This window comes from Nocardia sp. NPDC006044 (assembly GCF_042871115.1).
Taxonomy (GTDB): domain Bacteria; phylum Actinomycetota; class Actinomycetes; order Mycobacteriales; family Mycobacteriaceae; genus Nocardia.
This window is the reverse complement of record NZ_JBIAID010000001.1, coordinates 77,507-91,367: the sequence shown is the minus strand read 5'-3', so window position 1 is coordinate 91,367 and position 13,861 is coordinate 77,507. Positions and strand designations below refer to the sequence as shown.

Annotated in this window: 17 protein-coding genes; 6 read left to right on the top strand and 11 right to left on the bottom strand. The window is 69.7% G+C overall.

Features of this window, described 5'->3' with window-relative positions:
* Positions 1-25: 25 nt before the first annotated feature.
* Positions 26-1,237, bottom strand: a complete 1,212-nt coding sequence (locus ACFYO1_RS00495) for an alpha/beta hydrolase family protein (RefSeq protein ID WP_387225706.1) — start codon at positions 1,235-1,237, stop codon at positions 26-28.
* A 109-nt stretch (positions 1,238-1,346) separates the two neighbouring features.
* Here ACFYO1_RS00495 and ACFYO1_RS00490 point away from each other — a divergent pair, with 109 nt between their 5' ends.
* Positions 1,347-1,937 carry a TetR/AcrR family transcriptional regulator gene (locus tag ACFYO1_RS00490; RefSeq protein WP_387225704.1) on the top strand — a complete coding sequence of 197 codons (591 nt, stop codon included), beginning with the start codon at positions 1,347-1,349 and terminating at the stop codon, positions 1,935-1,937.
* A 76-nt stretch (positions 1,938-2,013) separates the two neighbouring features.
* Here the strand turns inward: ACFYO1_RS00490 and ACFYO1_RS00485 are convergent, their stop codons facing one another.
* Genes ACFYO1_RS00485 through ACFYO1_RS00475 form a run of 3 tightly spaced genes read right to left on the bottom strand, consistent with a single transcriptional unit; the run spans position 2,014 to position 2,835 of the window.
* On the bottom strand, positions 2,014-2,190 hold the full coding sequence (locus tag ACFYO1_RS00485; protein WP_150403582.1) for a CsbD family protein: 177 nt from the start codon (positions 2,188-2,190) through the stop codon (positions 2,014-2,016).
* Positions 2,191-2,199: 9 nt separating this feature from the next.
* Entirely contained in the window at positions 2,200-2,355 is a 156-nt protein-coding gene (locus ACFYO1_RS00480; protein ID WP_191094067.1) for a DUF6131 family protein, read from the bottom strand.
* A gap of 24 nt (positions 2,356-2,379) precedes the next feature.
* Positions 2,380-2,835 (bottom strand): hypothetical protein, encoded by a 456-nt coding sequence (locus ACFYO1_RS00475; RefSeq protein WP_387225702.1) that lies wholly within the window; start codon positions 2,833-2,835, stop codon positions 2,380-2,382.
* Positions 2,836-2,962: 127 nt separating this feature from the next.
* Between ACFYO1_RS00475 and ACFYO1_RS00470 the strand changes: the two genes are divergently transcribed.
* A complete protein-coding gene (locus ACFYO1_RS00470; protein WP_387225700.1) occupies positions 2,963-3,157 on the top strand; it encodes a heavy metal-associated domain-containing protein in 195 nt (64 codons plus the stop codon).
* Between the two features lie 38 nt (positions 3,158-3,195).
* On the opposite strand, the gene ACFYO1_RS00465 is transcribed toward ACFYO1_RS00470, so the two are convergent.
* Positions 3,196-4,767 carry a Na+/H+ antiporter gene (locus ACFYO1_RS00465; protein WP_387225698.1) on the bottom strand — a complete coding sequence of 524 codons (1,572 nt, stop codon included), beginning with the start codon at positions 4,765-4,767 and terminating at the stop codon, positions 3,196-3,198.
* A 152-nt stretch (positions 4,768-4,919) separates the two neighbouring features.
* On the opposite strand from ACFYO1_RS00465, the gene ACFYO1_RS00460 reads away from it, so the two are divergent.
* Positions 4,920-6,092 carry a cytochrome P450 gene (locus ACFYO1_RS00460; RefSeq protein WP_387225696.1) on the top strand — a complete coding sequence of 391 codons (1,173 nt, stop codon included), beginning with the start codon at positions 4,920-4,922 and terminating at the stop codon, positions 6,090-6,092.
* A gap of 9 nt (positions 6,093-6,101) precedes the next feature.
* Here ACFYO1_RS00460 and ACFYO1_RS00455 read toward each other — a convergent pair whose 3' ends face one another.
* Positions 6,102-7,097: a DUF418 domain-containing protein gene (locus ACFYO1_RS00455; protein ID WP_387225694.1), complete on the bottom strand. Its 996-nt coding sequence runs from the start codon at positions 7,095-7,097 to the stop codon at positions 6,102-6,104.
* Between the two features lie 120 nt (positions 7,098-7,217).
* Between ACFYO1_RS00455 and ACFYO1_RS00450 the strand changes: the two genes are divergently transcribed.
* On the top strand, positions 7,218-7,658 hold the full coding sequence (locus tag ACFYO1_RS00450) for a MarR family winged helix-turn-helix transcriptional regulator (protein ID WP_387225693.1): 441 nt from the start codon (positions 7,218-7,220) through the stop codon (positions 7,656-7,658).
* A 20-nt stretch (positions 7,659-7,678) separates the two neighbouring features.
* Positions 7,679-8,059, top strand: coding sequence for a DUF5313 family protein (locus ACFYO1_RS00445; RefSeq protein ID WP_387225691.1), 381 nt, complete (start codon positions 7,679-7,681; stop codon positions 8,057-8,059).
* A gap of 161 nt (positions 8,060-8,220) precedes the next feature.
* On the opposite strand, the gene ACFYO1_RS00440 is transcribed toward ACFYO1_RS00445, so the two are convergent.
* Genes ACFYO1_RS00440 through ACFYO1_RS00430 form a run of 3 tightly spaced genes read right to left on the bottom strand, consistent with a single transcriptional unit; the run spans position 8,221 to position 10,957 of the window.
* Positions 8,221-9,105 carry an aminoglycoside phosphotransferase family protein gene (locus tag ACFYO1_RS00440; RefSeq protein WP_387225690.1) on the bottom strand — a complete coding sequence of 295 codons (885 nt, stop codon included), beginning with the start codon at positions 9,103-9,105 and terminating at the stop codon, positions 8,221-8,223.
* Positions 9,106-9,137: 32 nt separating this feature from the next.
* Positions 9,138-9,782, bottom strand: coding sequence for a response regulator (locus tag ACFYO1_RS00435; protein WP_387225689.1), 645 nt, complete (start codon positions 9,780-9,782; stop codon positions 9,138-9,140).
* The gene (locus tag ACFYO1_RS00430; RefSeq protein WP_387225687.1) at positions 9,779-10,957 is read right to left on the bottom strand and encodes a sensor histidine kinase; all 1,179 of its coding nucleotides are present in this window, start codon (positions 10,955-10,957) and stop codon (positions 9,779-9,781) included. The genes ACFYO1_RS00435 and ACFYO1_RS00430 overlap by 4 nt, the downstream gene beginning before the upstream one ends.
* A 129-nt stretch (positions 10,958-11,086) precedes the next feature.
* Between ACFYO1_RS00430 and ACFYO1_RS00425 the strand changes: the two genes are divergently transcribed.
* Positions 11,087-12,073, top strand: a complete 987-nt coding sequence (locus ACFYO1_RS00425) for an SDR family NAD(P)-dependent oxidoreductase (protein WP_387225685.1) — start codon at positions 11,087-11,089, stop codon at positions 12,071-12,073.
* Positions 12,074-12,076: 3 nt separating this feature from the next.
* On the opposite strand, the gene ACFYO1_RS00420 is transcribed toward ACFYO1_RS00425, so the two are convergent.
* Positions 12,077-12,961 (bottom strand): aminoglycoside phosphotransferase family protein, encoded by an 885-nt coding sequence (locus tag ACFYO1_RS00420; RefSeq protein WP_387225683.1) that lies wholly within the window; start codon positions 12,959-12,961, stop codon positions 12,077-12,079.
* Between the two features lie 46 nt (positions 12,962-13,007).
* Positions 13,008-13,796 carry a hypothetical protein gene (locus tag ACFYO1_RS00415; protein ID WP_387225681.1) on the bottom strand — a complete coding sequence of 263 codons (789 nt, stop codon included), beginning with the start codon at positions 13,794-13,796 and terminating at the stop codon, positions 13,008-13,010.
* Between the last annotated feature and the right edge of the window lie 65 nt (positions 13,797-13,861).

The window sequence follows — 13,861 nt, the reverse complement described above, 5'->3', positions numbered from 1 at the left end:
CCGGCAACCCAGCAGGCGACCGCGATCACGCGGTCGGCAGCGCTTCGAAAATCCCGTCCAGCCAATCGAATACGCGCTGGTGGGTCAGCAGCATCGCGCCCATGTGGCAGTGCGCGCCGGCGCCCTCGGCCTCGGTGCCGACGATCAGCTCCTTCGGGCAGGTGAGCGCCGCGTAGACGCGCTGCGCCTCACCCTTGAAGAACAGATCGTTCTCGGCGTCGAAAACGAGTGTCGGGCAGTCGATCCGGTCCGCGATGCCGTCCAGGGTGTACGGCTTGGTCTTGCGGATGTAGTCGGCCGGCGAGGTCGCGCCGAAGGTCCAGGTGCCGTTGCGCAGCGCCCACCGGACACCGGTATTGACGGCCATGATCAGTCCGGCGACCGGGAGTGCCTCGGCATCGCGCCCGGATTCGACCCATTCGGCGAGGAATTCGGGCATCGCCGTGGTGTTGGCGGCGTGGTAGTCGAAGAGGCCGTCGTTGAGCACGAGCGCGGCGATCCGGTGCTCGAAGGCGGCCGCGCGGGCGACCAGATAGCCGCCGAGGCTGTAGCCGTACACCGCGATTCGGTCCGGGTCCACCTCCGGCAGGCGCAGCGCGAAGTCGATGACCGGGGTGATGACGGCCTCCCAGTCGTGCCGGAAGGGCAGGCCCTGCTCGCGGATCACCGCGCCCTGACCGGGCCCGTCGAACGCGAGCACGTGGTAGCCGCGCTCGACCGCGGCGGCGGCCAGGGCGAACCACGCCTCCTCCAGGGTGGAGTCGAAGCCGCTGTTGAAGATCACCGTCGGTCGCGGCGCACCGGAATCGCCGGCCAGGAAGAGGTAACCGGGAAGGGTGGTGTCCTGGTAGGGAATTGCCACCTCGCGCACCGGGGTGTCGAGCAATTCGGCTGCCTGCGCGAAGGTTTCGCGGGAACGGCGGGACAACTCGCGGGCAACGGGGTCCTCGGCGGGGTGGTCGCGGAGGTAGAACTCGGCGGTGCGGTAGTAGTTCGAGGCGCGCAGCAGTGCGTCGCGGGCGCTGACCGTGCGCCCCTTCGCCAGCGCGTCGACGCCGATCGCGTGCACCCGCTCGGCGGTGGCCTGCCACTCGCGCCGCCAGGCCGCCTCGTCGCCGTCGGCGATCCGGCTGGCGGTGGCCAGCACCTCGCCCAGATCGGCGCCGCGGTAGCCGGCGAAGCCCACCGCGCGCAGCGCCTCGAAGTCGAATGACTCGTCGTCGAACTGGAATTTCATGGCCCTACCTCGATCTATACGTCGATACGGTTGCGTTTCGTCGCGCACCGAGAACGGTACGACTACTCACGACGAAACGCAACCGTATCGACGTTGTTAGGATGGGCACATGACAGGTTCACCCCGCGTACCCGCCGGAGCCGCAGTGATGCAGCCGCAGGTCACCACCGCGATTACCAGCGCGGCCTTCGCCGAACTGGCCGAGGTCGGCTACGGCAAGCTGACGATGGAGGGGGTGGCGCGGCGCGCGGGCGTCAGCAAGCCGACGCTGTACCGGCGGTGGGCGACCAAGGAGCAACTGGTGCTCGCGCTGGTCGAACAGGTCGCGGTGGCCGCCGCGGAGGTGCCGGACACCGGGTCGCTACGCGGAGATCTGCGGGCGTTCCTGGAGGCCACCGCCGCGGGTTTCAGTCATCCGCTCGCCTCGCGGATCATTCCCGATCTGCTCGCCGAAGGCATCCGCACGCCGAGCGTCGCCGACGCGTTGCAGGCGGTAGGGCGCGGCCGTCGCGAAAAGGTCGGACGGATACTGCGTCGCGGAATCGATCGGGGCGAACTCCCGGCCGCGCTCGATCTCGAGCTCGCCCTGGATCTGTGCATCGCCCCGCTGTTCTGGCGGCGGCTGCTGGGCGGGGAGCCGACCAGCCCCGATTACCTGGACGGCCTGACGAATACGTTGATCGCGGCGTTCCGCGGGTGAAGCCGCCCGGAAAAGCGTCATGGCCGGCGTCAGCCGAGGGGCTTGGTGTGCCCCTCGGCTGACGCCGGCCATCAGGTCAGCGTTTGAACGCGTCCCGCAGTTTGTCCGCGGCGCGTTTCACGTTGCCGCGAGCCTGTTCTCGACGTCCCTCGGATTCCAGGCGGCGGTTGCCCACCGCACGGCCGAGGTACTTCTTCGCGTTGCCCCGGGCGGCTTGCACCTGGTGCGCGATCCGGTCTTCGAACTTACTCATGGTCGGTCCCTAGTAATACCAGCGCCGACCACCGACCGGGCGGCCGACGGAGCCGGCGATCATGAGCACGAGGCCGACGACGAGGATGATGATGCCTGCGGTGGTGAGCAATCCGATTCCGAGCAGCCACCCCGCGATGAGGAGGACAAGTCCGAGAATAATCATGGTTGTATTTCCTTTTCTCGATGATTATTTCGACGCCGGCGCCTGCACGCGGGTGCTGATTTCGGCGCGCGGTGTGCCACCGGCCGGAGTCGTGGCCGGACGGCGCACGAATCGACTCCAGACGGGCTCGCGGTGCGGCTGCGGTTCGGGCTCCTTGCGGGTCGGCGGTGTGCTGCCGCTCGCCAGATCGCGCCGGACCGCCGCCATTTCGCGGCGGGATTGCCTGAGCTCACGGCGTGCCACCATGTTTCGGCGGGATACACGCCAGACACCGGTCAGCAGTAGGGAAAGGCCTACGGCGCCGATGGCGCCGAGGACGATGCCGTAGCCGAACAGCAGGCCGCTGGAGCCGTGGAAGTGGTAGTCGAAAACGGCGAAATCACTTGATAGGAAGTGAGCTTCGCCGTTGTTGGCCACCACGCCGGCGACTCCGACGATCACAGCTGCGATCAAGACGACGAGCCCGATGATGATGATCATGACAATCCTGTTGTGTCGAGTTGTATGACATCCCGGCTATTCCCGGGGACTCGGCAACCAAACGTAGGGAATCGAACCCAACTGTCCGCCGGCGTTTACCGGCCCGGATTCGGTCTATCCGAAGGGCATGAGTTCGTACACCATCACCTTGCACAACGTCACCCACGAGTCCGCCTCCGCCATCGAGTCCTCGCTACGCGGCGTCAACGGCGTCGACTATGTCGACATCGACGTGCCGTCCGAGTCCGCCACGGTCAACTCCGACCTCACCTACAACGAGGTACTCGAGGCGATCCGTGCCACCGGCGTGGCCGCAAGCTGATCTTGCTGCCCGCCTGGATGATTCGATCTTCGGCCGGCTCAGCGCCTGCCGAGATCCAGCCGCCGGGTCACCCGGTCGACGAGATCCGGCGGCATCCCGGGTTCGCGGCGCGCGTTGAGTGCTTCGCGGCGACCCGCCTCGACCACCTCGTCGCGGATCACACGTAACCGCTTGGCCAGTTTGACGTTTCGCTCCGCCTCGGCCTTGGCATCCGCGTCGGCCGCCTGCGGGTCGGCACGCGCCATCCGCTGACGGAAGCCGTCGCGGAGGCGTTCGTAGACGTCGTCGGGTAGATCTTGCTCGGCGGCAACCTCTTTCAAGCGCGTCATCTCCGCCTTGATGACGCGGTCCCACAGTTGCCGTTCGAGCTCTCGTTCCTTCTGGGTGTCCGCGTGCACCCCGGTGAGCCGGACGACGAACGGCAGCGTCGGGCCTTGCAGCAGTAAGGTGAACAGGACGACGACGAACGCCGTGAACAGGATTTCGGTGCGGCCGGGAAAGTCCTTACCGTCGTCGGTCACGAACGGAATGGCCAGTGCCAGTGCGACCGTCGCGACGCCGCGCATCCCGGCCCACCAGGTGACGACCGTCTCCCGCCAGGTGTAGGGCTCGTCGGCGTTCGGCCACCAGACGCGGCCGATCGCCCAGGTGGTCAGCAACCAGACCAGGCGCAGGCCGACCACGACCGCGACCACCGCGCCGGCCCCGCCGAGCAGCTTCGGCCAGTCGTGACCGGTCGCGTCGAGCACCGCGCCGAGCTCCAGGCCGATCAGGCCGAAAGCGAAGCCGCTCAACAGCATTTCGATGATGTCCCAGAACGAGGCACCGACCAGTCGGTAGTCCGAATCGCCGAACTCGGTGACCGCGTCGGTCAGATACAGCGCGCAGACCAGCACCGCGAGCACGCCGGACCCGTGCCAGGCCTCGGCGAGGCCGTACGCGGCGAACGGCAGCAGCAGGCTCAGCGCGACCTGCCACGTCGCCTCCGCGAGGTAGTTGGTCAACCGGCTGCCCGCCCAGCCGAGCACCAGCCCGACCGCGATCGCGACCACCGCCGAGATCACGAATTCCGCCGCGGCGCGCGGCGCGGAGAACTTGCCGGTGACCACGGCTTGCACCGCGACGCCATAGATGACGATGGCGGTGACATCGTTGAACAGCCCCTCGCCCCCGAGCACTACCACCAGCCGGCGAGGCAACCCGAGACTGCCCGCCAACGCGGTGGCCGCCACCGGATCCGGCGGTGCGACCAACGCGCCCAACGCCACCGCGGCGGCGATCGGCAACGCCGGATACCAGGCGTGGAACACCGCGGCCACCGCCGCGGCCGTCGCGACCACCAGGCCGAACGCCCGCAGCGCGATCAACCCCCAGTTCTCCGCGAACTGCCGCCACGAGGTACGGCGCGAGGCCGCGTACAGCAACGGCGGCAACACCACCGGCAGGATCAGATCCGGCGGAATGTCGATCCGCGGAGCGAACGGAACCAGCGCCACCACACACCCGAACACCGTCATCAACACCGCGGATGCCACCCCGAGCCGCTTACCCAACGGCTCGGCGAAGATCGCGGCGAACAGAATCACGAACATCAGCACCAACTGGTCCATGACCGACCAGTCTGCGATGTACGCCGGACGTTGCTCAGCCGCCGCGCCGAGCCACGGCTGTGAGATTTGCCGAGCAGTAGCCTCTCGACTCGGCCGGCGAAGGGCGTCGGACCGTCGAGAAGTCTTGGTGCGCAATACGAGATGATGAACCGGTGACGGACGTATTCGGTGCCGGATTCGCGGCAGATCCGTGGCCGACGCTGGCCACGTTGCGCGCCGAGGGCGGGGTGCACCGGGTTCGCACGCCGGATGGTCCGCCCGCGTGGCTGGTGACCAGGTATGGCGATGTGCGCGCCGGGCTGCTGGATGATCGGCTGACGACCGACATTCGCCGGGCGGGCACCCAGGACTATCGGGGTTTCGCGGTCCCGCCGTCGATGCTCGCGTTCCTGCTCGCCGATCCGGTCGAGCACGCGCGCCTACGCCATTTCGTGACCGGTGAACTATCCCCACGACGCCTGTCCGATTGGGCGCACCGCGCCCCGGCTCTGGTCGACTCCTTTCTGCGCGAACTGGATTCGGGAACCGAGATCGACCTCGTCGAACGACTCGCCGTTCCGCTGCCCGCCGCGGTGCTCGGCGAACTACTCGGACTCGGAGCGGCCGAACGCGAAAGCCTGCTCGCCTGGGCGAATTCGACCCTCCTCCCCTCGGCTGATCCCCCGCGCGCCCGCGACACGCTGACCACCATGCTCGAAATCATCACCGCGACAACGGAACAGGCACGAGCCGCACGCGCCGACACCCTGCTGGGGCGGCTGGTCACGGCACACCACGACACCGGCGTCCCGTCCGCGGACGAGCTCGCCGGATTGCTCTTCTATCTCCTGTTCGTCTGGTACGAGGTCCTCGCCGACCTGATCGCCGGCTCGGCGCTTACCCTCCTCGGCCGCCCGGATCAACTGCGCGTCCTGCACCGCACAGCGGAAAAGCATTCGGCGGTAGACGAATTGCTGCGCTACCTGTCGCCGCAGGTCCTCGCCGGTCCGCGCTTCGCGACCACCGACCTGACCATCGGCGGGCAGACCATCCGCGCCGGACAGACCGTGCTGCTGTGCCTCGCCGCGGCGAATCGCGACCCCGAGATCTTCGACCGACCGGACGCATTGGATCTCGCCCGCGCGCCGCACGCCCAGCTCGCCCTCGGCTACGGCCTGCACGCCTGCCTGGGCAACGCGCTGGTGCGCACGCTGACCGCCACGGCCCTCGACCACCTCTTCACCCGCTGGCCGGGCACCGCGCTGACGGTGGCCGAGCGAGATATCGCGTGGCGCTCGGGGTTTCGGCATCGCGGGCCGTACACCCTGCCGGTGAAGCTCAGCTGATCCGCCGTTTCACCGATATCGGACGGGCTCCGGCACCCGCCTGGCCGGTACCAGCTCCCACCAGGTCACGCAGCGCCAGACCCATTCGACGGGACCGTAGCGGAACAGTTTGAGCCAGGCCCAGCTGGCGAGGGCCTGGATGGCGATGATCGCGGCGGCGAGGGCCAGCAGGACGCCGTATCTGGCGGTGCCGGCCAAGCCGATGTGCGGTTCGGCGAGCAGGATCAGCGCGGTGGCGGCGAGGTAGTTGGTCAGGGCCATCCGGCCCATCGGTGCCAGGAATTCGGACAGCACGCCGCCGGCTTCGGTGCGCAATACCAGTAGCAGGCCGGTCAGGTAGGCGAGGGCGCCGAGCAGGCCTGCGATCGGTGGCGCGTTGCTGATCAGCAGATCGAGGTACGGGACGCGGTATTCCCACAGTGCGGTCAGCACCGCCGCGGGCAGGGCCAGCGCGAAGACGGCGGCGATCTGCCAGCCTCGTTCGTCGAGGGTGTCGGCGATGCCATAGCGGGCGGTCGCCAGGCCGAGCAGGAAAAGTCCGGGGACCAGGCCGAAGCCGCCGCCGAGGGTCACGGCGACACCGATGGTCGCGGCGAGGCCGGCGACCAGTAGCGCCAGCCGCGGCAGGCCGGCGGCGGGCAGCAGGATCACCAACCCGACGAGGGCGTAGGGCAGGAGTGCCTCACCGGGCTGGAACTGGTGGTGGACGAGACCGAGGAGGCCGAGCGCGACCAGGCGGCGGATCAGCACCAGTCGTGGGCGGTCGGTGCGCTGGGCCGCGCTGTCCAGGAACAGCGCGAAGCTCAGGCCGAACAGGAACGAGAAGATCGGGAAGAAGCGGCCCTCGAACAGCACCGAGAGCAGGTGCCGCAGCGGGACCATCTCGCCGGGCGCGCGCACCACGTCCATGTCGGTGAGCTGCCAGATGTTGACCACGAGAATGCCGCACAGGGCGAATCCGCGCACAGCGTCGAGCTCGTGGATGCGGCCGGTGTCGGTGTGCATGGCTCTCAAACTAACGATCACCCGCGCCGGGGCCACGGATCTCCGGCGTGATGTCGCCCATACACTTAGTGCACTAACTGTTTGTGCGTTAACCTTGATGGCAGTTCGACAGGAGGACCGATGGACGATCCGTTGCAGCTCGACCGGCAGGTGTGCTTCGCGTTGGCGGTGGCCAATCGCGCGGTACTCGGCGTGTACCGGCCGCTGCTGGAACCGCTCGGCCTCACCCATCCGCAGTATCTGGTGATGCTCGCGCTGTGGGGCGAGGCGCCGATGTCGGTGAAGGCGATCGCCGAGGCCATCCAGCTGGACTCGCCGACGCTGTCGCCGCTGCTCAAGCGGTTGGAGAGTGCCGGGCTGATCACCCGCGCACGGGACAACCGGGACGAGCGGAACCTGGTCGTCGATTTGACCGAGGCCGGGGTCGCGATGCGCAAGCAGGCCGAGCGGATTCCGCCCGCGGTGGTCGAGCGGCTCGGCGTCACCCTCGCCGATCTCGAGGAACTGCGCGAGGTGCTCACCCGCGTCAACGAAGCCGCGCGTCGATCGATGACCGTCTAGCCCTCGTCAGGAGTTCGCGAATGTCTCGAAAATCACGGCGGCCCAATCCCATCCAGTGGATCGGCTACGCCTTCGGTCGCCGTCTGCCCGACTCGATGCTGGACTGGGTGCGCAACGACCTGGCCGGCAAGCACGCGACCACCCGGCACATCGTGCGCGGCATGATCCCGTTCACCCCGCTGTTCGCCGTCTTCCTGCTCTTCCCCGGTGAACTGTGGTTGCGCGGTGCGATGGTGCTGCTCGCCGTGCTCCTGGCGCTGTTCTACACCGCGGCCTTCATGCCGATGAACCGCGCACACCGCCTCGCCAAGCACGGCCTGCCCGCCGACCTGGAGAACCCGGCGCGGGCCCACCGCCGCGCCCTCGAACACGCGAGATACGCGGCGCAGCACCCGCATTGACGATCGGGCTCAGCGGAACCGCCAGCGCCGTCCCCGGCGCTGGGCGGTGGATCGTCCGGGTGGTGCTGTCACTGTCGTCTTCGCTCGCAACCGGTCCCGCCACGGAGCGGGGGCCGGACGGACGGTTCGTCGTACCCAATTGCGCCGCATAGCAGCCACACTCATCGCAGCGCCCACGGCGCGATGTCCCGCACCGCGAAGTAGCCGTCGTCGTCGAGGTCGTCGTCGTCCAGGAAATCCAGCCAATTCCGCACGGCGCGCACGAGAGTCCACGCTCTGGCCCGGTCGGCGTCGAGGCTCGCGCCGTCGACGATCGCGGCGAACCGGTCGTCCAGCGACGACTCCGAGCGGCGATTCCAGATCAGCGCCAGCGTGGTGAATTCGGGGTCGCCGACGAGCGGTTTGGGATCGATGACCAGCCAGGGTTCGCGGGTCCCGGCCAGGACGTTCTCGTAGTGCAGATCCTCGTTCACCAGGAGCCGAGCGACGCTGGGGCCCAACTGGTCACACACATCCACGGCCGCGTCCAGCAGCTTGCGCGGAAACGGCTCGCCGAGGCGCTGCCAGTCCCTGGGCAGTTCCACCGCGTGGCGTTCGGCCTCGATCCGCAGGTCGCGCCCGAGACCCGGCGGGGCCGGGATCGCGAGCCTGCGCAGCAGGCCCGCGGCGATCCGCACCGCGTCGCCGATCGGCTCGGTCGTCAGCGACCTGGTCGAATCGAGGCGTTCCAGCAGCAGCACGCCGCGCTCGGGATCGCTGTCGAGCAATCGCACCGCGCCGGCCCCGGCCCAGGTGGCGAGCGCGAGCGGTTCGTCGCGGGTCTCCGGCTGCACCATGCTCAGTTTCAGCACGACCGCGGTGCCGTCGGCCCTGGTGGCGGGCAGCACCAGCCCCACATAACCGTGCATCGCCGGGCCATCGAGGCTCAGTTGCCAGCGTTGCCGGTATTCCTCGGCCAGCGCGGGCAGATCGGCCAGCCAGGCCTGTGCCTCCTCCCCCGCGGTCCGGGCGATGTGCTCGGCAAAAAACTCGGGAACAATGCTCACCCATCGAGCCTCTCAGCCGTGTCCAGCCAATTTCAGCGGCCGCGGATGCCGAGGACGGCCAGTTGGACGCGGTTGGTCGTCCCGGTTTTGGCCATCAGGTTGGCGATGTGGGTCATGACCGTGGTGATGCCGAGGTGCAGGCGTTCGGCGATGTCGGCGTTGGCCAGGCCCTCGGCGACCAGGGCGAGCACCTCGGATTCGCGGGTGGTCAGCCCGTCGGGAGCGACTGGTTCGCGGGCCGGCGCACTGGTGCGGGCGGCCAGGGCGGAGTCCACGACGCGGCGGAGGATGCCGGGCGAGAACGGGTGATCACCGGCGGCTGCGCGATGGATGCCGTGCAAGAGGTCGGTGGGCGAGGCGTCCTTGACCAGGAAGCCGCAGGCGCCCGCGGCGAGCGCCGGGTAGAGATGATCGTCGTCGTCGAAGGTGGTGAGGGCAAGCACGCGGGCGCTCGGCCGGTTGGCGAGAATTGCCGCGGTAGCACGGATTCCGTCCATGCCGGGCATGCGGAGGTCCATCAGGATCACGTCCGGGGCGAGCTGTTCGGCGAGGCGGACGGCCTCGGCGCCGGTGGCGGCCTCCCCCACCACCGCCAAACCCTCGTCGGTCTGGCAGAGCATGCGCAGGTCGGCTCGGACCAGGTGCTGGTCGTCGACGATGAGCACGCGAACCGTCATGGCCGCACCGGCCTGCCGAGCGGAAGGCGTGCCGCGAGTTGCCATTCCGAGCCGACGCGGGCGGCGGTGCAGTCGCCGCCGAGCAATTCGACGCGCTCGCGCAGGCCGATCAGGCCGAGACCGTGGCCGCCGGATCGGTTCGCGGCGGCGTCGATGCCAGAGTTCGTAATTCCGTTGTCGCGCAGGGTGAACCGGACCTCGCCGTCCTGCATGGCGATGATCAGCCGGGCTTCGGCTCCGGCTCCGGCGTGCTTCGCGATGTTCGAGATGCCCTCCTGGGTGAGACGCAGCAGCGTAAGGGCAAGCACCGCATCGACTTCGACGATGTCCTCGGTGAGCTCGGCGTCGACGGCGATCCCCGACTGCCGTGCGCGGTCCAGCACGGCGGTGAGCGCGGCGGGCAGGTCGGCGGGGGCGAGGAAGGAGTCGCCGGTCATCGCCGGATCGCGCAGGATAGCGACCAATCTACGCAGGTCGGTAAGGGTTTCTTTGCCGCTGGCGTGGATGTCGTCGAGGACTTCCCGCGCGCCGGGCGGCGCGTCCGGCATGGCGTGCCTGGCGACGCCGACGCGCAGCACGGTCGAGGACACGTGGTGGGCGATCAGGTCGTGCAATTCCCTGGCGATGGCGGTGCGTTCGACGGCGCGCGCCGCGGCGACCTCGGCGTCGCGGCGCTGGGCGATCTCGTGGGCTTCGCGGCGCGCGTGGTCGGCGCCCTCGCGCGCCGTGCGCAGCAGGATGCCGATCAGAACCGGCGCGCCCGCCATGACCACGGCGCGATAACCGTTCGCGGCCAGGTCATTGCTGGGATGCAGGAGGTACGCCCCGGCCAGCGCGCACGCCGCGAGCCACGGTTGCCAGCCGGATCGGCGCGCCGACAACTCGACCAGCGCGATCGCGGCGGCCACCTTCGCCACCACCGGACCGGTATCGCCGATCTCGAAGCCGAGCAGCAAGAGTGCGCTCACCAGCAGCGCGGTCACCAATGGCCAGCGGGTCCCGCCCGCCGTCACCAGCACCGCGAGCATCCCGATCGCCCAGTCCAGCGGGTTCGGCCGATCGGCCAGGAACACCAGATATCCGGCCGCCGCCACCGCGAGCACCAGCATCCGTACCGGCAGGAACCGCGCGTCGAGCCACGACTCCACGCCCCGGGTCATACCAGCCGATCGCACCACGTCCTCATCATGCCGCGCGCCGATACCGCCCGGCTCCTCCCGCCGCAGGAGCGGCCTCCTCCGCGCGGCCGAGATTCGGGCCGGCGGGCGGAGTCGCGGGAGCGCGGCGGTCGAGAAGGTGAGGGCATGACGAACGACAACGACCCGGCGCCCAGCGCCGGCGAACCGCAGAACTCGGACCGGGCCGCGGGAACAGGCAAGCCGAGCCGCAGGCGGCTACTCGGCACGATGGCGGCATCCGGTCTCGCGGTCGGTGCGGCCGCGGGTCTGGCCGGCGGCGTCGCGCTGGGCGCGAATTCCGATCCGCCGCAGTTCACCCCGGCCGCACTGCGGCGGTTCGGGGGCAAGACCGTGCTGATCACCGGCGCGACCTCGGGCATCGGCGCGGCGGCCGCGCACCTGTTCGCGGCCGAGGGCGGGCGGGTCGCGTTCTGCGGACGACGGGAAGACCGCGGCCGTGCGGTGGAGCGGCAGATCCGCGCCGCGGGTGGCGAGGCGACCTATATCCGCGCGGACGTCCTGGTCGAGGAAGACGTCCGGAACTTCGTCGACTCGGCCGTGAAAACCTATGGCGAGCTGGATGTCGCGTTCAACAACGCCGGCATCACCGTGCAGCGGAAGCTGCACGAGTACAGCACCGCGGACTTCGACCGGGTGCTGAACACCAACCTGCGCGGCACCTTCCTCGCGATGAAATACGAAGTGCCGCACATGCTTCGCAACGGCGGCGGCACCATCGTGGTCACCTCGTCGAGCAACGCGCTCGCCACCGACGCCGGTCGCGCCGCCTACACCGCGAGCAAGCGCGGCCTGGTCGGCCTGGTCCAGGCCGCGGCCCTGGACTACGCGGCGAACGGCATCCGGGTCAACGCGCTGGTCCCCGGCACCACGGACACCGAATTGGTACGCCGGGCAGGCGGATTCGAGAACATCCCGGACGACGTGTACCAGGTGCTGATGAAACAGTGGGCGAGCAGCAATGTTCCGGGCCTCGGCCGGCTGGCGACGGCGGCGGAGATCGCCGCGTTCGCGCTCACCCTCGCCTCCCCCGAGCACCCGTATCTCACCGGCGCCCAGCTGGTCATCGACGGCGGAAAGACCGCGCACGCCTGAGCATCAGCGCAGCGCCCACGGTCCGATCTCCTGAACGGACGGGTAGCCGGGGTCGTCGCAGTCCGGCTCCTCGGCGAACCACAACCAATTGCGGGCGCACTGCACGAGAGTCCAGGCGCGGGCCAGGTCGGCGTCCAGGCCGGCGTGGTCGACCACCGCGGCGAAGCGGTCGTCGAGCGCGGATTCGGTTCGGCGACTCCACAACAGCGACAGGGTGGCGAATTCGGGATCGCCGGCCAGCGGCTGCGGATCGATGACCAGCCACGGTTCTCGTTGTGCCGCAAGCACATTCTCGAAGTGCAGGTCCTCGTTCACCAGCAGCCGGCCCGCGACGGGACCGAGCTGGGCGCACACCTCGACGGCCGCGTCCAGCAGCTTGCGCGGATACGGTTCGCCGAGCCGGGCCCACTCCCGCGGCAGTTCCTCGGCCCAGCCCGCGGATTCGGTGCGCAGGTCCCGGGAAATGCCCTGCGGCACCGGGATTGCCAGCCTGCGCAGGAGTTCGCCGGTGATCCGCACCGCGTCGTCGATCGGTTCGGTGTGCAGTGAGCGCGCGGCGTCCAGGCGCTCCAGCAGCATCGCTCCGTCGGCGGCGTCGCTCTCGTAGAGCAGCACCGCGCCGTCACCCCGCCAGGCCGCGAGCGCGACCGGCTCGTCCTTGGTCTCCGGGGTCGGATAGGCCAGCTTGAGTACGGCCGGGCGGCCGTCGCCGCGCCGGACGGGCAGCACCAGCGCGCCGTAACCGTGCATGGCCGGTCCGTCGAACGTGAGCCGCCAGCGGTCGGCGTAGCGCGCGGCGAGGTCGGGCAGGCGGTCGAGCCAGGCGCGGGCCGGTGCGCCCTCCTGGCCGGCGAGTCGGGTGGCGAAGAATTCGGGCACGACAGTCACGCCATCGAGCATCTCAGCCGTGTCGATCGATTTTCGGCCGCCCCGATCAGGGTGCGGGTGGCGGGGGCGGCGGCACCGGAAGGGAAAACGGCAGGCCGGGTATCAACGGCGGCGGGGCCGGAGCGGGCGCGGGCGGTGGGCCGGGATCGGCCGGTGGCGGCCCCGGGTCGACCGGCGGCGGACCCGGATTCACGACCGGCGGCCCAGGATCCACCGGCGGCGGACCCGGATCGGCGGGCGGCGGTCCCGGATTGGGCGGCAACGGCGCGGGCGCACCCGGCGGCAGCGGGACGCAGACCCAGCGACCGTCCGGCGGCAGACTCCATTGCGCGGCGATCCCGTCGTGCGAGCAATTGTCGCCGACCGCGTGCAGGTCCGGGCCTTGCCCTTGCGGCAGGCAGACCGAGCGACCATCGTGCCCCCGCCCCCAGCGCGCGGTGATTCCGTCGTGTGAGCAGTCGTCCCCGATCCGATGCACGTCCTGCCCGGCCGGAACGCACGCCCACTGCCCCGCCCGCAGATCCCAGCGGGCCTGGATGCCGCCCGCCGAGCAGTCGTCGCCGAGTTTGCGGGCAGGCTGCGGGACCGGCGGAACCGGCGTCGCGGGCCCCGGGCTCACCCGGTCGGGCGTCGAGGTGACGTTGCCGTGGGACGACGGGCTCGCGGTGCCGGTTGTCGAGGCCGATTTCTCGTCCTTCGAGTCCCCGCCTGACCCGAGCAGCAGACCGATCGCGACCACCAGCACCAGCGCCGCGGCGACCACCGCGGCGATGACCAGGCCGCGGGTGTCCGCGCCGCCCCGTTCGGGTTCGTGACTGCCGCCGGGTGCCACCATCGAAACCGCCTTCACTGTACGGACAGGGAAATACCGGTACGAAAGTTGATCTTCACGGCAGGCTA